Below are 17,415 nucleotides of genomic sequence, written 5' to 3' on the forward strand. Positions count from 1 at the left end.
GTCCCCCCGTGTTCTTAATGGATTCTATTCGCACGCGTCCCGAGACAGCGTGTCCCCCCGGGGCTCGGAACCGCCGCCGAGCGTCCAGTCGGCCACCGACACCGGGTCCCTTTTCACTCGCCGCCGCCGACACCCAATATGCGACGCGTTGGGCTGGTGGTGAACCCGATCGCTGGAATGGGCGGTCGGGTCGGCCTGAAAGGCACCGATAATAAACTCGAAGAGGCCCGCCACCGGGGGGCCGAACCGCGGTCGCCCGGCCGCGCCCGCGAGGCGCTCGAACACCTCCGAAGCCAGCCAGAAGACGTCGAACTCTACACGTACGGCGGAGCGATGGGCGAACGCGAGGCCCGCGCTGTCGGGTTCTCGCCCGTCGTCGTCGACGCCCCGGATGGCGGGGAGACGGCCGCCGCCGACACGCGGGCGGCCGTAGGGCAGTTCGTCGAGGAGGAGGTCGATCTCGTCCTATTCGTCGGCGGAGACGGGACCGCCGTCGACGTCGCCGAGACGCTCGAGGAACTCGCCGACGAGACGCCGATACTCGGCGTCCCGAGCGGAGTGAAGGTCTACTCGTCGGTGTTCGCCGTCACGCCGCGGGCCGCCGGTCGGATCGCGGCGTCGTTCGATCGAACGGAGACGCGGGAGGTCAACGACATCGACGAGGACGCCTACCGCGGCGGCGACGTCAACACGGAGCTGAAAGCGCTCGCCGCCGTCCCGATCGGCGACGAGGTACAGTCCGCAAAACAGATCGGCGGCGGGACGGTCGAGTCGCTCGCCGCCGCGGTCGCGGCCGAAATCGGGGACGACGACGCGACGTACGTCCTCGGCCCCGGGTCGACCGTCGACGCGATCAAGACCGACCTCGGGATCGACGGCTCGCCGCTCGGCGTCGACGTCTGGCACGACGGCGCGGTGCTCGCCAGCGACGCCGGGGAGACGGAGATACTGGCATCGCTGGGGGAGCGCAACGTCGTCGTCGTCTCGCCGATCGGCGGTCAGGGGTTCATTTTCGGCCGCGGGAACGACCAGATCTCGCCGCCGGTGATCCGCCGCTCGGAACTCGAGATTGTCGCCTCGAAGCAGAAGCTCTCCGATATCGGCGTATTGCGCGTCGACACCGGCGACCCCGGGCTGGACGAGTCACTGCGCGGCTGGCAGCGGGTCCGGGTCGGGAAGTTCGAACGGCAGCTGTTGAAAGTCGTCTAAAAGGGCGCTTCGAGGCCGTCATCGGCGTCGGAGTCGGAATCGAACTCGACGTCCACGTCGACGCCGAGTTCGTCGGCCAGTTCGCCGCGTTGGTGGAGTTCCTCTAAGATGTCGCTGCCGCCGATGAACTCCCCGTCGACGAACGTCTGTGGGATCGTCTCCCAGCCGCTTTGCTCCTCGAGGGCGGCCCGGTACGCGTCGAGCGCTGGCAGGACGTCCTCGGCGACGATGTCGTCAGCGTCGTGGTACTTCGTGAGGACGTCGAGGGCCTTCTGTGAGTAGCCGCACTGCGGCATCAGCTTGTTTCCCTTCATAAAGAGAACGAGTTCGTTGTCCTCGAGAAGCTCGTCGACGCGTTCGCGTACCTCGTCCGGTTCGACGCCACCACTGGGATCAAATGTCATTACGTCCAATCCGAGCGCGATAGTAAAAACAGTTGTGTCGCGACGGGTCGTCGGGTGTCGGCCGCCGTGTCACTGCGTCGCCGGAGCCCGGGAGTCTCGAACCACCACCTCACTCGACGGTTTCGATCGCCCCGCCCTCGCGCTCCCACTCCGTGAGGCTGCCCTCATAGAACCTCACGTCGGCGTACCCGAGCGCCCGGAGGACGGTGTATGTGTGGCTGATCCGTCGGGCGGTGTTACAGTAGAGCACGACCCGTTTTTCCGGGCGGATGCCGCGCTCCTCGAGCAGCGACCGGAGCTCCGCCTCCGGTCGGACCGTGCGCGCGTCGGTGTTGACGAGCTCGCGCCAGTCTAGCCGAATCGCCCCGGGGATGTGGCCCGCCTCGTACTCGTGGGCTTCCCGGGTGTCCACGATGACTGCGTCGGGATCGTCGAGGGCGGCTTCGATCGCCGCGCGACCGACGAGGGGGCCGTCGGAATCGAACGCCGCCGCGTACGACACGGCGTCGGGACCGGGGTCGTCGGTCGTGGTCGGCTCGGTCCGGTTCCAGACGGAGTAATCACCGTCGAGGAGGTGTAGCTTCGCGGGGTCGTGGCCGTATAGCTCCGCCGTGACGAGCAGCCGGGCGGCGAAGACGCCGTGTGTGTCGTCGTAGGCGACGATGTCGTCGTCGGTGGCGATACCGGCCTCGCCGAGCAACTCGGCGAAGGCGTCCGTCCCGGGGAGCATTCCGGCCTCGGCCGCGCCGTGTTCGTCCGCGCGGAAGCTGTCGAAGGGGACGTTGACAGCGCCCGGGACGTGGCCGATTCCCTCGTATTCCCAGGCGTCCCTGACGTCCACGACGGCGACCCCCGGCGCGTCGAGGCGGTCCGAGACCCACTCGGAGCCGATGATTCGGTCGTTCACGATAGCGTGTTCGTGCCCGCCAGTTTAACCGCTTTTCGTCCGCCGCCGTCGCGAATCAGCCGCTGGAAGCAGCAAACGTGTCCGACATCTACGACGGAGCTGTGGGCCCGGGACTCGCCTGCGCCGGGGGCTCGGGTGTCATGGCAGTCGTTTTCGGCAATTTCAGCCGCATCTATCGTCTCCCGGTCAGTCGAATCGGTTGCCGTGACCGGTGAGGAGCGGCGGGGCGTGCCGTCACGGATGGTGGTTTATATACCGAGAGCGCATAGGTAGATGTAATGAGTGACTCCGAATACGCGAACGACGTGCTAGTATCGGCTGACTGGGTCGAGGACCGACTCGACGAGTTCGGAAGCGACGATCCGACACACCGACTCGTCGAGGTCGACGTCGACACCGAGGCATACGACGAATCCCACGCCCCCGGGGCCGTCGGTTTTAACTGGGAAACCGATCTCCAGGATCAGACGACCCGCGACATCCTCGACAAGGCGGACTTCGAGTCTCTGCTCGGCGAACACGGCATCACGGAGGAGTCGACGGTGGTGCTGTACGGGGACAACGCCAACTGGTTTGCGGCCTACACGTACTGGCAGTTCAAGTATTACGGCCACGACGACGTGAGACTGCTCGACGGCGGCCGCGAGTACTGGCTCGAGAACGACTACCCGACGACCGACGAGGGTCCCTCCTTCTCCGCGGTGGAGTACGAGGCCTCCGGTCCCCGCGAGTCCATCCGGGCCTACCGCGAGGACGTCGAGAACGCGATCGACCGCGGCCTGCCGCTCGTCGACGTCCGTTCCCCCGAGGAGTTCAGCGGCGAGGTGCTCGCCCCGCCGGGACTCAACGAGACAGCCCAGCGCGGCGGCCACATCCCCGGCGCGCAGAACATCTCGTGGGCGGCCGTGACGAACGACGACGGGACGTTCAAATCCGCCGACGAGATCGAGGCGCTGTACGCCGAGAAAGGTATCGACGGCGACTCGACGACTGTCGCGTACTGCCGGATCGGCGAGCGCTCGTCGGTGGCGTGGTTCGCGCTGCACGAGCTGCTCGGCTACGACGACACGATCAACTACGATGGCTCCTGGACGGAGTGGGGCAACTTGGTCGGTGCGCCGATAGAGACGGGCGAGGCGGACGACTGAGCGAGGACCGAAGCAGTATTTTTTGCGGTGCGACAGTCCAGAACGGGGTGATCGCCCTCGATATTGCAGCCGCCGACCGCTGCTTACAAGCCCGAACGTGACGTACGGACGCGTATGGATTCAGAGGAGTTCATCGAGGCTGTCCGCGCCGGGAACGAGACCGAACTCTCGCGACTCGGGTCGTCGAAGTCGCTGTTCGCCGACACCGGTGGCGAAATGAACGCCGGTGACGTCCTTACCGCCGCCGCGACGGCCGAACACCACGCGGCCGAGACCTACGGGGAGTGGGCCGACGCCGAGAGCGGCGCGGTCGCCGAGGCGTTCGCGGAGACCGAACGCGAGGAACGGGCCCACTACGGGACGGTCGCGGGCGAACTCGACGACCACGAACCGGGGGCAGTGCCGGCGATCCAGGTGTACCTCCGAGAGCTCGACGACACGGCGGCGCGCCTCGGTGGGTTCGTCGGCCGGACGATCGCCGCGGAAAAATCGAAGACGCAGATGACGGGCTTTTTTGTCGGCGATGCGGACCCACAGACTGCCGGGCTGTTCCGGGCGATGGGCGACGATCTCAACGCGCAGCTGTCGCGGGCGGCGGCGTTGCTCGACGCCGAGTGTGGCGACGACGCGGAGCGGTGGGATCGCGCCCGCGAGGCCGCCGACGGGGCGATCCAGGCGGCCTACGACGAGTACACGGACGCGCTCGAATCGATGGGCGTCAACCCGAAGCCGGTCTGTTGAGCGGGCGTTCTGTCGACTGCCGTGCCGCTGGCCTCGTCGGATGAATTATATACGATCGGGCGACCAGACCGCCCGTGCGCTGACGAGTCGCGGTCGGCCCCCGAGGCGGGAGCACGGGGACGGGTCGATCGGACGCTTCCCCGTCTGTTCGCTATCTTCCAACAGCGAGAGAATCCCGCCCTTCCCGCGAAGGACGAGCGTTCCGACGCTCTGTCGGAACCGAGGACTGAGTCGTTCGAAAATCGAAGAGTTTCGTGATCACGAGAGACTTTGTCTCTCGGACGACAGGGCGGGAGTGAATCGCGTAAGCTCCGTGCCACAATCTCCGTGACCGTTGCCTGACTGAATACCCAACGTACGTATTTAGTAGGGCAAAAACGTACAAAATATTGTGCGAACGGAGATAGATATGGAGCGCGGTGGCGACCTTCACGAGCGGGTCAAAGAGTACGCCCGTGAGAATGGTATCCGTCATCCGCGTGCCTACCGCGAGCTAATCGAACAAGGGTTAGAGACGGATGGAAACGACGACTAAGACGCTCGAAGCGACCCTCGCCCCGCCGACAGCACACAAGGAGCGGAAACTGTGTGACCTACTCGAAACCTACCGTGAGGGGCTTCACGAGGCGTTCGACGCCGGGTGTGACACGATGAGCGCTACCAGTGACGTGGTGACGCCCTACGACCTTCCGTATCAGGCGAAAGCGGCACTGTGCAACTACGTCCCACAACTCCACGACACCTACGACGCACAAGAGTTGGACGACGACCACCCGGTTCGGCTCACCAACCAAGCCGCCGAGTTTGACCACTCTCCGGCGCGAGACTACGAGTTTACGTGGTGGGCACCGCAACCCGGACGAGGGACGAATTTCTGGATACCGCTTCGTATCAATCCCGAACAAGAGGGTCTGTGGCACGACCTCGTAGACGGGGACGCTTCGGCGGGACAACTCCGACTGCAACAGAATCGCACATCGTGGATGTTACACGTCACCGTCGAATTTCCGGTCGAAGAACCCGACTACGCGACGGACGGCGACGACGTGACGCACATCGGTCTGGACATTGGTGAAACCGCCCTGATAACGGGCTGTGCCCTCAAGGACGGTTCACCAACTGGCCCGTTCGTGTGTGACGGGAGCCGTACGAAGCATCTTCGCAAAGAGATGCACACGACCCTGAAGCGACTCCAAGAGCGTGATGCCGCCGAGTGGCGGATAGACGAGCGATTCGACCACTACCAGAACGCGCTCACCGATATTGTCGAGAAAGCGTCTTGGCAGGCTGTCGAGTACGCCCGACAATTCGAGAATCCGGTACTCGTGATGGAGAATCTGACGTACATCCGCGAAGAATTGGACTACGGTTCGTACATGAACCGGCGGCTCCATGCGTGGGCGTTCGCTCGGTTACAGAACCGCGTTGAGGACAAGGCACGAGAGACTGGTATCCCTGTCGAGTACGTCCGACCGGAGTACACCAGCCAGACGTGCCACGCTTGCGGCCACATCGGAAACAGAGCCGCACAAGCCACGTTCCGGTGTACCAACGACGGGTGCCACGTTACGGAGTTTCAGGGCGATATAAACGGCTCAATCAACGTTGCACAACGGGCTGACCCGTGGGGAGAGAGCGTGCCGCTGAAACCGGCAGGCAATGACTCGCTTCGGGATGGGAGTGCCTGTGACAGCACCGCGACCCATCGAGAGACGAGCGAGAAACACTCGCAAGTGACTCTCTCGGCGTTCCACGGGTCGGAACTCTCTACCAGCAACAGCGAAACTTAGCTGGTATTCCCCATGCGTGGGAAGCCGCACCGTTCACGGCGCGGAGGATGTCACAGCTCCAGTCCGCGGATCTCGACGCCGTCACCGGACTCGACACGACCGATGATCCGTGCGTCCTCTATTGCATCGACGACCGCTTCGACGTCCGTCTCGGGGAGCGCGGCGACGAAGCCGGTTCCCATGTTGAACGTCCGGTACATCTCCTCGTCGGCGACTCCGCCTTCCGCCTGGACGAACTCGAATATCGGCTGTGGGTCGAAGGCGTCCTCGATCACGTAGCGGCGCTCGCCCATCCGTTCGAGATTCGTCCACCCGCCACCGGTGATGTGAGCCGTCGCGTGGGTTTCGACGGCTTGTAGCGGTTCGAGAGCGTCGCGGTAGATTCGCGTCGGTTCGAGCAGCACTTCGCCGATGGTCCGGTCCTCGTCGTAGGGGAACGGATCGGTGTAGGCGTGGTCCTTCGTCACCGCCTCGCGCGCCAGCGTCAGCCCGTTCGAGTGGATTCCTGACGACGGGACCCCGACGAGGCGGTCACCCACCTGCGCGTGGCCGTCGAACAGCTCCGTTTCGGTCGCCAGTCCAGCACAGGCACCGGCGAGATCGAGCCCGCGTATCACGTCGGGCATCACCGCCGTCTCGCCGCCGACGAGCGCGACCCCGGCGCGCTCGGCTCCGGCGGCGAGCCCGTCACCGACCCGTTCGGCCGTTTCGTCGTCCGGCGTCTCGACGGCGAGGTAGTCGACGAACGCCACTGGCGTGACTCCGGCCGCGATGAGGTCGTTGGCGTTCATCGCGATGCAGTCGATGCCGATCGTCGAGTAATCGTCGAGCGCTTCGGCGACGAGCAGCTTCGTCCCGACGCCGTCGGTCGCCAGCGCCAGGTACCGATCGCCGATGTCGATCAATCCGGCGTAGTCGCCCTCGAACTCGCCGATCGCGCCGAGTAGCGCCGCCGTCGCCGCTTCGCTTTCGTCGATATCGACGCCCGTCTCGGCGTATGTGAGCCCCTCCTCGGGGTCGTCGTCGCTCATACCAGACCCGGCGGCCGAACGGGGCAAAAGCGCGTCGGTTGCCCCCGTGGGCGATCAGAACGTCGGAAATCCGACGAAGAGGAACGAACCGATCGCCAACAGCGCCGACCCGACGAAGACGGCCGCAAAGACCGGCTTGCTCCATGCGGCGACCGACTTCCCGTCGAGCGGCCCGAACGGGAGCATGTTGAACGCCGCGAGGAAGGCGTTGATCAACACGCCGAGCGCACCGATCTGCCCGGGGAATCCACCGAAGAGGACGAGCGGGAGGAACACGCCGACGAGGACGACGTTCGTCAGCGGGCCAGCGACCGAAACCAGCCCGCCCTGTCGCCGCGTGATCCGTCCGCGGTGATACACCGCCCCCGGTGCGGCGAACAAAAAGCCGGCAAAGGCGGCGCCGATGCACAGCGCCAACATCCGGTAGTCGGCCCTGAACGACGCGACCTGTCCGAACCGAACCGCGACGATCTTGTGGGCGAGTTCGTGCAGGAGGAATCCGACCCCGACGGTCAAAGCGCTAGCGACGAACACGCGGACGAACAGCGGCGACGACACGGCGCCTGCGATATCGGGGAACACCGCTCGACCGGTTGAGACGAAAATGAAGACGCTGAACGCGAGGCCGAGGGCGGCCCACGCGGCGAAGAGATCTCTGATCTCGTCGCGATAAAAACGGATACCGTCGAAGCGAAACGCGCTCACTGTACCGCCTCGCCGAGGATTTCGACGCTGTTGAACGCGGCCTCGATCATCAGCCGCGCGACGCCTCCGGCTCCTTCGACCCCCGATCCGGCGAACAGATACGGCAGGAGAACAGTCGCGAAGACGACGCTGCCAACGAAGCTCCCGACGTTCGTCAGCGCGACGATTATGATGAGCTTGAAAAGCGGTACGGCTGTGAGATCGTCCCACAGCTGTCCGAGCGGCGCTTCCTCGTCGGACATGATCTCGTTGAGCGTCGAGATGTCGCCGACGTTGACCTCGAGATACCGCAACTCCACGTAGCCCGCGAACCATCCGGGGGCGAGCAACGGGTTGACGCTCGTCAGCCACGCCACCGCGCCGCCGACGCCGGCGGACCGCCAGTGTGCGCCGGCGAGTTTGGCGAGGCCGAACGCGAGGAGCCCGTTGATCAGGAACCACGCGGCGAACAGCCGGAACAGCAGAGCGCTGGAGGCACCCTCCACGCCGGTGTAGGTCGCGATCGCCAACAGCGCAAAGAAGACGAGAAACCCGAGGGTGAACGCGTACCCGAACAGTTTATACAGCGAAACCCGGCCTCGGGAACTCCGCCCGGTAATGGACGCCATCGGGGGAAGCAACGACGGCGTCTCGAGGTAGCGTTCGATCCCCTCGCGGTGGCCCGCGCCGACGACCGCGACGACGTTGCGCCCCTCCTCGCGCAGCCCGACGAGTTGGTGGGCGATGTAGGCGTCGCGCTCGTCGATGAGCGCCTCCGCACCGCCGGGGGAGAACCGCCGGAACTCCTCCATCATCGCTCCCACGACGTCGGTGTCGGTCATCCGATCGATGTCGATCTCCTGGAGGTCGTCGTCCTCGGGTGCCAGCCTCTCGAGTCCGAGAACGATGGCAAGCCCGAACGCCAGCCCGAGCGCGAGAGCGATCATGACCGTATCGACGATCCCGACGAGAATCCCCGGGCCGAACGCCGCGGGAACGACGAACGGTCCCCCGATGGCCCCGGCGAGGATCGACGCGACGAGGCCGAGGGCGATCCCGACGCCCATTCCGATCTCCCTGGAATCACCCAGACCGACGGCGAGACTGCCGGCGAGTTTGAGCTTCTCGAAGGCGGACAGCCGCGCCCAGAATCGCTGGATGGTGACCTGGATGTCGCGATCGACCAGGGCGACGTCGATGCCGAGGGCCTCGGCGTTCTCGATGGCGGCTTTCATATCCGATCCCGGTTCGATGTCGAATCGATCGCCCAGACGCGCCTGTACGTACGAGAGCATCCAGTACGCGAGAAACTGATAGACCGTATTTCCCCTCAACAGATCGCCCGCATCGAGGTCCTCGGGCGTCTCGCCGCGAAGCTGTCGGTACCGCCCCTCGTCGAGTTCGACAGCGACGACGTCGGGGCGTTCCGCCTCGATGACCGACTCGACCTCCTCGACGCTGGCCTCCGAGACGTGGGCCGTCCCGACGACCCGGACCGACCCCGTTTCGGCGTCCCTACTCATTGTCGGCAACTGTCGGGCGAGCCGTTTACGTGTATCGGGACGGGGATGATCCGCGGTCTCCGGCGGTCACCTGACGACCGTCACCGGGACCGGCGACCGACGGACGACCGTCTCCGCCACGCTCCCGAGGAGGATCCGGGAGAGCCCCTCCCGGCCGTGGCTCCCGATGATCACGGCATCGATCGCTTCGTCGTCGGCGAACTCGACGATCGCGCGGGCGGGCGAGCCGGCGACGACGTTCGTCTCGGCGTCGTGACCGAGGGCCTCCGACGCCTCGGCCAGCAGTTTCCTTGCCGACGCCTCCGCCTCGTCGTACCACTCCTCCCAGTAGCCAGCCAGGGCAGCCTCCGGCGCAGCCCGGTATCCCGCCTCCACGTAATCGAGGACGTACAACAGGACGATTTCGTCGTCGCCGTGGATCTTCCCAGCGTATTCGAGGGCTGCCTCGGCCTGTTCGGACCCGTCGTAGGGGATCAAGACTCGCATACCGGGCGGTATCCCGCTGCCGGGTTAAAACTTCGTCACCCCCGCCGTTGCGAGGGTATCGGCCTTCACCAGCGGGGGGTTTATATCGACCGAAGCGGTACGTCGGGCCGTGTATCGGCTCTGTGTGGCCCTTTTGCTCGTACTCGCCGGTTGTTCCGGGACCGGCGGTACCGTCGGCGACTCCCCGCCGGCACCGACGGAGACAGTGACCCCGGTGGCGGTCCCCGACGCCGATCCGGAGCGCGGTCGGCCGACCGGGATCGACGGGTCGGGCGTTTCGGACTCGCGGTCGCTCGCGGCGGCACACGACCGACGGCTCGAGGAGCGCTCCTACAGGCTCGTCTCGAACCAGACGGTCCGGTACGCCAACGGGACCGTCAGATCGCAGTATCTGACCGACCTCCGGCTCGCGGCGAACCGGACGTATTTCGTGACGGTTCGGACGAACGGCCCGGCGGGGCCGCGACTGCTTGGCGAACCGCCGGCAGTCTCGGAGTTCTGGTCCGACGGCGAAACGTACGTCCGGGCGTTCGGCACGGACGACCCCACGTACAACGAGTTCGCGCCGACCGCTTCGGGAGTCGGCACGTGGCGCTTTTGGGCCACCACCGGGGCGTTCGAGGTCCCCCGCTCGCCGACGACGGTGATCGCAGAGAGCCTCGACGCGGTGCCGACGCGGGTGGAATCGACTCGGTCTGTCGGCGGTAGCGAGCGTTACCGGCTCGTCGACGTCGGTGCCCCCGACGCCGAGCTCCCGTTCCGGGCGGCCGCCCCGGCACGAAACGTCAGCCTCGTCGCGGTGGTAGATCGGTCGGGACTCGTGCGACGTCTCGAGATCGAGTACGACGGTCGGATAGATGGCAACCACGTCGTCGCCTCGCGCTCGATCGCGTACTCCGACGTCGGAACGACAGAGGTCCGGCGGCCGGCGTGGTTCGATCGGGCGACCTGAGATCGGACCGAGAGTACAACAGTTTTGAGCCACCGCACCGACCGGCGGGTATGGACACTGCAATCCCCCCCGAGACGGTCGTTCACCCCTCGATCCGGCCGGGGCCACACCGCGACCACGACGGCGATTCAACCGGCGGGACACGACGATGAGCGACGCCACGGGTGAGACGGTCGAGTTAGTTCGACGGGCGCTAGACCCGGACACCGCCGAACCGTTCGAGGCCCGGCTGACCGAACAGGCTCGGTGGCTCCGGGCGGCCATCGAGGAGGGACGGATGGACAACCCCGACTTCGCGGTCGGCCTCGAAATGGAGGTGTACGCGGTGGCCGGCGGGAACGACGGGAGCGACGGCGCCGGTCCGCGTCTGACTCGCCTCCCGGAGGAGGTCTTCGAGACCGCAGCGGCGAACAAGGAACTGGGGCTTCATAACGTCGAAATCAACACCGATCCCTCGGTGTTGAGCGAAACGGGACTCGAAACCCAGGCCGAGGCGATCCGCGAGCGAACCCAAAGCGCCAGTTCGGCCGCCCGCGACCACGGGTGCGAACTCGTACTCGATGCGATGTGGACGCTCCCGCCGACCGGCGGGGCGATGGCGTACCTCTCCGCAACGGCGGAGCGGGACGGCGTCGTCCTCGCCGAGAATATGCGCCAGGACCCTCGATACGTCGGCATCGACAACGACGCGCTCCGACACGGTGGCGGCGGGCCGATCTCGCTGTCGGTCCCCGGAGCCGACATCGAGTTCCCGACGATCCTCTTCGAGTCGCTCGCCACGTCGATACAGCCACACCTCCAGGTTCCGAGTGCGGCCGAATTACCGGCGTACTACAACGCGGCGATCCGGACGCTCGGGCCGATCCTCGCGCTGTCGGCGAACTCGCCGTTTCTCCCGGCCGAGCTGTACGGCGACGCCGACGACCCCGAGGCGCTCGTCGAGGCGACGCCGCACGAACTCCGGATCGACGTCTTCGAGCAGTCGGTCAACCGGACGCCGAACGCGAAAGTCAGCGTCCCCCGCGACATCGGAACGGCAACCGACGTCGTCGATCGCGTCCTCGAGGACGGCCGCTACGCCCCGTTTCTGCGCGAGTGGATCGACGGCGAAACCGAACGGACGGAGCTGGCCGACCGCATCTGGGAGTTCGACCACAAACGCGGAACCTACTGGCGGTGGCTTCGCTGCGTGATCGGTGGCGCCCGCGTCGACGCGGCCAACGACGAGCGGTCGTTGCGCATCGAGTACCGCCCGATTCCGACACAGCCGTCCGTCGCCGACGTCGTCGGGATGCAGGCGCTCGTCGCCGGGGTGCTTCGCGGGCTGGTCGGTTCAGGTCACCCGGTCGCCGAACTCCCGTGGTCGGCAGCCGAATCGAGCTTTTATGATGCCGTCGAGAACGGCCTCGACGCCGAGTTGGCGTGGGTGACCGCTGCCGGCGAGCGCACGAGCGATTCGGACGTCATTTTCGATGAGCTCTTCGAGCACGCGCGGTCGGGGCTCGAAGCCGAAGGCGTGCCGGCCGACGACATCGAGCAGTACCTCTCGCCGATCGAGCGCCGTTGGAGCGGGCGGGCGACCCCGAGTAGCTGGAAGAAAGCCCGCGTTCGCGACGCCCTCGAAGAGGGGGCGGACCTGCCGGGAGCCATCGCCGCGATGCAACGCGAGTACATCGCCCGGAGCCGCGAGGGCGACGCCTTCGTCTCTTGGCTCTAACTCAGAAGTCGGGGAGGTCGTCGGGGGCCTCGTAGTCGGTCTCCCAGTCGATATACTCCTCCTTCAGCGTTCGGCTGATCGTCTCCCCGAGTTCGGCCATCGAGGCGTTGATCCCCGAGACCGTCTCCCAGGAGGACAACTCGGGGTGGAGGTCGCGTTCCTTCCAGTCCTCCGGGATTCCGGGAGCGTGGTAGCCGACCCGATCCGCGAACGCGTCCCAGAAAAAGTCGAAGTGCTGTATCATCCCCAGCTCGGCGACGATGCCGAACGCTCGCTCGTCCAGATCGGTCGTTTCGGCCCACTCGTCGAACGCGTCCGCCCACGCGCCCGCCTCGAGCAACGACTCGAGTTCGTCGCGTTTGTAGTCGGTGTCGCCGACGACCTCGGCGTCCTCGTACTCGTTCGGGTCGGTCTCCTCCAGTCGTGGCGGGTCGGGTCGATCGACATCGAGGCTCATCGGTCGTGGATACGGGAACGCGACGCATAAGCGTGGCCGTCCTCGGAATCGCCGCGCCCCGCCTCGCCGTCGGGCGAACCGCCCGCGGTGCTGGCGCGGGACCGGCTACGACGACCGTTCTTCGGGGAACCGTTCGTACCGGACGCGAAGCGACGTACTCGAGACGGCCGAGAGGTCGCGCTCTATGGCGTCGTCGAACGCGTCGCGGTCGGCACCGGGGGCGAGGTCGAGACGTTCCGGCAGCGCGTGCGCGATGAACCGATACGCCTGATCGTCGGCGGTCTCGTGACAGGGAGAGCGGTATCCGACCGTTCCGCCGCCGTTTAGCCCCTGGCTTGCACCTTCCGGCGAGTCGAGGCGCTCCCGGTCGGGGATTCCGGCCGGGAGTTCGAGCGGGTCAGTCGCCGGCACTCCCCAGAGCAACCAGATCGTCTGGGGGGTGTACCCGCGGAGCCACTCGCCGATGACCGCGATAGACTCGGCCGCGTCGGGGACGCCCTCGATTCGGAGCGGCGGCGACTCGCCGGTCCCGTCGCAGGTGTACCGCTCCGGCAACAGTCCGTCCTCGAGGCCAGGGAGGGCGACTGAAAAGTCGTTTTCGCCCGCTCGTTCGGGCTCGCCGCCGATGGTACAGCCGGCAGAGAGGACGGCCGGGAGAGCCGCGACGAGTTCGCGTCGGCGCATAGCCGCCGTACGGTTCGCAGGGACAAGACCGCATCGACACGCGCTCGGAATCCGCACCACTGCGGCCACCGGGACTGGGTCGACGATGCCGATCCGACGGCGGATGGTTGATAACGGTCGAGACCCACCGCACCGGTATGAGCCCCGAAATCGTGCCGCCGATGCGACGGATCTGTGAGCAGTGTGGACGAACGGACGTCTGGGACGAGGACACCCACAACTGGGTGATCGCCGAGGAGGAGGGAAAACGGAAGGTCGGCGACAGACACTGCATCCACGAGTGGGACATAAATGGACAGTACAACCCCGTGACGGGCGAGACGGAGCCGGAGGGCTGACGCCGTTGACTCGTTCGGGGGGTGGGTCGCCGACGGCGTCGGGTCCTCACCGCTCCGGGACGGGCGGCGACCAGCCGTGTCGGTCCGCGACGAAGTCGATGAATCCCGGGAACTCGTGGTCGTGGCCCAGCATCTCGGCCGCGAACTCGGCCTCCGGGGCGTCGGCGAACCCCCCGGAGCCGACCATCCGGCGAAGTACCTCCTCGTGGTCGGCCGAACTGTCGGAGAACGCGTCGGTGAACGCCGCCGGGGGCGCGCCGAAGCGGTCCTCGAACGTCGCCGCCGCGTCGTCGTAGGCGTTTTCGATCCACCCCTCGCGGTGTGTTCTGTAGGCGTCCTCGTAGGCGTCGTGCAGGTCCGAGAACTCGCCTGGCCTGAGCGGATCGGTCGCGGACAGGAACGTCACGAGCGTGATCGCCGCCGCTCTCGTCGAGGGGGTCTCGGGGTCCGCGGTGGGAAACGGAAGCTCGTCGAGGGGATCGACCGACGGGCTCGGCGTCGAGGAGAGCGAAGCGGCGTACGTCCCGTCGCCGCGCTCTCGAACGTAGATCGTGTACTGGAAGCGGTCGTGGCGGAACTGCCTGACGATGTCGTCGCCGTGGCTCCTGCCGAGTCGCCCGTACCAGCGCTCTATCCCCAGGTCCGAAAGCGGCGGTGTGAACGCCGTCGGTGAGAAGACGAGGTCGACCAACTCGACACGACTCAGGCGGGTGGTACAGGGCACCGCTGCGAGTTCCTCCAGTACTCGCTTGCGGTCGCCGTCGATCCGGGCGCTCCGCCCACAGGATTCACAGACGACGCTGCGCCCCTTGGTCGGGTGTTCTGGCGTCACCGTCGGGACGTGATCGCCGACAGGGACGTCCGGGAGCTGATAGCGCCCACACGGGATCGAGGCGAGTTCGTCTAGCGCCCGCCGGATCGGGCCTTCCGCGGTCACCGAGTACGGAACAGTTACGCCGCAGGAGCGACACCGGACGAACCGTTCGCGGGGGAACAGCGACGGCGTGTGTCCGCGAGCGGCGACCTTCGGGTCGACGTCGAAGTCCCGAAGCGTCGTCGACCGGGCGTCCTGCATTGCCATGTCGTGACGTTCGGCACCCTACTTAAAAACCGTACTCCCGATGTGCTCGTCTGTTTCGAGCGCTGAAACCGGTCGATACGGCGCTCGAAACGGGCTCCGGATTTAAATAGTGTGCTTGCGAACTCCCTATAAGAGTATGACCGGTCCGCTGAACCCCCGCAGATACGATCTGGGCGAGCTGCGCGATGCGGCCCGGGACCCCTCCGGCCGGTCCGAGGCCGACGGATCCGACCCCCAGCGACCGGACGGTGGGCGGCGGGACGCCGCGACGTCCGTCGACGGGGATCGAGGCGACGGTGGACAGTCGGTCCCGGTCGAACCGACCACGCCGCGGCCGACGGGAACGCCACCTCGAGAGAGTGACGCCGGGCGAGCGGCAGATGCGGTCGATCGGAGCCGTCGACACGAACCGGCCGAGTCACGCGACACGGGGGCAGTATCCGGGTCCGAGGCCGGGCATCGAACGCCGGAGCCGGACCGCGGACGCGCCGCGGCCGATACCGCCGAACGCCACGAACCGGCCGACGAAGTCGAGTCGTACCTCCGCTCGCGCCACCGTCGCCGCGATACCGGGGAACGTCGATCCGAGCACCACTCGCACCCGGCCGGCGACCGCGCGGCGTCCCGGCCGGACCGACGACGGGCAACGTCGCGCCCCGAGAGGCCCGGTGACGGACGGCCCCCGAACGCGGCTGCTCTTCTTTCGGAGCTCTCCGGACCCGACGTCTCGAAACCGTATCTGGACCGGCTTCCGGACGCGTACACCGCCCAACTCGAGGTGTTCGAGTGGCTCGAGGAGTTGCTCACCGCGGCCGGTCGCGACGGGGCGCTGTCGGCGCTCGAATACTACGAGTCGATCGGGTGGCTCTCCGAGCGGAGCCGCGAGGAACTCGAGGACGTCGCATCGGGGCTCTCCGACCCCGCGCCGGAAGCGGCCGCCCCGTCGCTCGGTATCGAGGATCACCGCGGGAGTCTCGTGTACATCGCGCGGCTGGCGGGCCGGCGAAACGGATAGGCCGTCGACGCGCGGAGATCTGCCGCCCGCGACGGACACGCTGTCACTCGGCCGCACACCGGTTCGGCCCGAGTTCCAACTCGATGGCTTCGTCCCCCTCGACCGTCGAGTGTCCCCGGTTGATGGCGATGATCCGCTCGTAGTTCGGCGGCTTCTCCGGGGCCGATTCGACGACGTGTTCGGAGAACGCCTCGCGGTCGCCGCGCAGGATCGACAACTCCGTCCGGAGCGCCCGAACAGTCGTCGAGACCTCCGATCCGGGCTCGGTCCCGTACGCCCCACCGTCGGAGACCGAAAAGTGCCCAGGGAGGACCGTGACGGGATCCGGCTCGGCGAGGACGGTGGCCTGGAGCGACTCGTACAACAGTGCCGCCCCCGAGGTGGCGTCCGCGTCGCCGAACTGGAGTTCGGTTCGGCCGACGCCGTCGACGAAGACCGTATCGCCGGTCAAAAGCGCCTCGTCGCCGACGAGGTAACTCACCATCCCCGAGGTGTGTCCCGGGGTAAAGAGCGCCTTGATTTCGACGTCGCCCACCGCGAGTACCTCGTTCCGGGAGAGGGGATCGTACGCGACGCCGGGGTCGCGCTCGGCGACGCGCTCGCCGAGGTGGTAGGGGACTCCGAGGGCGTCGGCGAGCCGTCGGCCGCCGCTCAGGTGGTCCGCGTGGATGTGTGTATCGAGGACTCGCTCGATCTCGAAACCGCGGTCGGCCGCCGCCTCGCGGATCGTTTCGACGTGGCGGGTGGGGTCGACGGCGGCCGCGGCGCCGGTGTCGGGGTCGGCAACGAGGTAGCCGAGACAGCCCTTCGCGCGCCGCTGTAGCTGCACGATCTCGGCGGGGCCGTCGGTGTCGACGTCGACGACGTCGTACACCGCACTCCAGCCGCGCATCCCGTCGTGGACGTGGCGGACGTCCTCGTATCCCGCGTCGACGAGTTCCTCGGCGAGCGCGCCGGAGGAGACACCCTTCGCGCAGATCGTCACGACGGGGTCGCCGGGATCGATCCCCGTCTCCAAGGCGAACGCTTCGGGATCGAACTCGCGGTCGGGTTTATAAAAGAACTGCGTCGCGCCGGCGAGTCGCCACTCCTCGAAGCTCTCGGTGTCGCGCGTGTCGACGAGGCGAAACGGCTCTCCCGAGTCGACGAGGCGTTTCAGTTCCTCGGCGGAGATGTTTGTCGGCGACGTCGTCGCGTCGGTCATGCCCGAACGACGCGCCGGCGAATATTAATACCCCGGAGCGTGGC

Annotated in this window: 18 protein-coding genes; 8 read left to right on the top strand and 10 right to left on the bottom strand. The window is 66.8% G+C overall.

The annotated features are described in order from the left end of the window. The first annotated feature begins 138 nt into the window (after positions 1-138). Entirely contained in the window at positions 139-1,209 is a 1,071-nt protein-coding gene (locus NMLP_RS08420) for an ATP-NAD kinase family protein (RefSeq protein ID WP_015409693.1), read from the top strand. Here NMLP_RS08420 and NMLP_RS08425 read toward each other — a convergent pair. Next, positions 1,206-1,613, bottom strand: coding sequence for a glutaredoxin family protein (locus tag NMLP_RS08425; protein ID WP_015409694.1), 408 nt, complete (start codon positions 1,611-1,613; stop codon positions 1,206-1,208). The two genes, NMLP_RS08420 and NMLP_RS08425, sit on opposite strands and share 4 nt — an antisense overlap. Positions 1,614-1,722: 109 nt before the next feature. After that, the gene (locus NMLP_RS08430; RefSeq protein WP_015409695.1) at positions 1,723-2,520 is read right to left on the bottom strand and encodes a sulfurtransferase; all 798 of its coding nucleotides are present in this window, start codon (positions 2,518-2,520) and stop codon (positions 1,723-1,725) included. Between the two features lie 278 nt (positions 2,521-2,798). Here NMLP_RS08430 and NMLP_RS08435 point away from each other — a divergent pair, with 278 nt between their 5' ends. From NMLP_RS08435 to NMLP_RS08445, 3 genes are all read left to right on the top strand, one after another. Continuing rightward, positions 2,799-3,668 carry a sulfurtransferase gene (locus tag NMLP_RS08435; protein ID WP_015409696.1) on the top strand — a complete coding sequence of 290 codons (870 nt, stop codon included), beginning with the start codon at positions 2,799-2,801 and terminating at the stop codon, positions 3,666-3,668. A 114-nt stretch (positions 3,669-3,782) separates the two neighbouring features. Beyond that, a complete protein-coding gene (locus NMLP_RS08440) occupies positions 3,783-4,409 on the top strand; it encodes a hypothetical protein (RefSeq protein ID WP_015409697.1) in 627 nt (208 codons plus the stop codon). 518 nt (positions 4,410-4,927) lie between these two features. Next, positions 4,928-6,199 (top strand): RNA-guided endonuclease TnpB family protein, encoded by a 1,272-nt coding sequence (locus NMLP_RS08445; RefSeq protein ID WP_015409699.1) that lies wholly within the window; start codon positions 4,928-4,930, stop codon positions 6,197-6,199. Between the two features lie 50 nt (positions 6,200-6,249). Here NMLP_RS08445 and purM read toward each other — a convergent pair whose 3' ends face one another. The 4 genes from purM to NMLP_RS08465 form a co-directional block, all read right to left on the bottom strand. Next, positions 6,250-7,230 carry a phosphoribosylformylglycinamidine cyclo-ligase gene (gene purM, locus NMLP_RS08450; RefSeq protein WP_015409700.1) on the bottom strand — a complete coding sequence of 327 codons (981 nt, stop codon included), beginning with the start codon at positions 7,228-7,230 and terminating at the stop codon, positions 6,250-6,252. A 54-nt stretch (positions 7,231-7,284) separates the two neighbouring features. Next, positions 7,285-7,911, bottom strand: coding sequence for a zinc metalloprotease (locus tag NMLP_RS08455; RefSeq protein WP_049926738.1), 627 nt, complete (start codon positions 7,909-7,911; stop codon positions 7,285-7,287). A gap of 20 nt (positions 7,912-7,931) precedes the next feature. Next, entirely contained in the window at positions 7,932-9,437 is a 1,506-nt protein-coding gene (locus NMLP_RS08460; RefSeq protein WP_015409702.1) for a TraB/GumN family protein, read from the bottom strand. 66 nt (positions 9,438-9,503) lie between these two features. After that, the gene (locus NMLP_RS08465) at positions 9,504-9,923 is read right to left on the bottom strand and encodes a universal stress protein (protein ID WP_015409703.1); all 420 of its coding nucleotides are present in this window, start codon (positions 9,921-9,923) and stop codon (positions 9,504-9,506) included. A gap of 109 nt (positions 9,924-10,032) precedes the next feature. On the opposite strand from NMLP_RS08465, the gene NMLP_RS08470 reads away from it, so the two are divergent. After that, the gene (locus tag NMLP_RS08470; RefSeq protein WP_015409704.1) at positions 10,033-10,875 is read left to right on the top strand and encodes a DUF7537 family lipoprotein; all 843 of its coding nucleotides are present in this window, start codon (positions 10,033-10,035) and stop codon (positions 10,873-10,875) included. 148 nt (positions 10,876-11,023) lie between these two features. Further along, positions 11,024-12,592 carry a hypothetical protein gene (locus NMLP_RS08475; protein WP_015409705.1) on the top strand — a complete coding sequence of 523 codons (1,569 nt, stop codon included), beginning with the start codon at positions 11,024-11,026 and terminating at the stop codon, positions 12,590-12,592. 1 nt (position 12,593) lies between these two features. Here NMLP_RS08475 and NMLP_RS08480 read toward each other — a convergent pair whose 3' ends face one another. Beyond that, a complete protein-coding gene (locus NMLP_RS08480; protein WP_015409706.1) occupies positions 12,594-13,049 on the bottom strand; it encodes a hypothetical protein in 456 nt (151 codons plus the stop codon). A 105-nt stretch (positions 13,050-13,154) separates the two neighbouring features. Then, a complete protein-coding gene (locus tag NMLP_RS08485; RefSeq protein ID WP_015409707.1) occupies positions 13,155-13,733 on the bottom strand; it encodes a YbhB/YbcL family Raf kinase inhibitor-like protein in 579 nt (192 codons plus the stop codon). 137 nt (positions 13,734-13,870) lie between these two features. Between NMLP_RS08485 and NMLP_RS08490 the strand changes: the two genes are divergently transcribed. Further along, positions 13,871-14,071: an HEWD family protein gene (locus NMLP_RS08490; RefSeq protein WP_015409708.1), complete on the top strand. Its 201-nt coding sequence runs from the start codon at positions 13,871-13,873 to the stop codon at positions 14,069-14,071. 46 nt (positions 14,072-14,117) lie between these two features. Here the strand turns inward: NMLP_RS08490 and NMLP_RS08495 are convergent, their stop codons facing one another. Continuing rightward, positions 14,118-15,152, bottom strand: a complete 1,035-nt coding sequence (locus NMLP_RS08495; RefSeq protein WP_015409709.1) for a hypothetical protein — start codon at positions 15,150-15,152, stop codon at positions 14,118-14,120. 136 nt (positions 15,153-15,288) lie between these two features. Here NMLP_RS08495 and NMLP_RS08500 point away from each other — a divergent pair, with 136 nt between their 5' ends. After that, positions 15,289-16,167, top strand: a complete 879-nt coding sequence (locus tag NMLP_RS08500) for a FlaD/FlaE family flagellar protein (RefSeq protein WP_015409710.1) — start codon at positions 15,289-15,291, stop codon at positions 16,165-16,167. A 43-nt stretch (positions 16,168-16,210) separates the two neighbouring features. On the opposite strand, the gene NMLP_RS08505 is transcribed toward NMLP_RS08500, so the two are convergent. Further along, positions 16,211-17,371 (bottom strand): MBL fold metallo-hydrolase, encoded by a 1,161-nt coding sequence (locus NMLP_RS08505; protein WP_015409711.1) that lies wholly within the window; start codon positions 17,369-17,371, stop codon positions 16,211-16,213. Between the last annotated feature and the right edge of the window lie 44 nt (positions 17,372-17,415).

Source organism: Natronomonas moolapensis 8.8.11, assembly GCF_000591055.1.
Classification (GTDB): domain Archaea; phylum Halobacteriota; class Halobacteria; order Halobacteriales; family Haloarculaceae; genus Natronomonas; species Natronomonas moolapensis.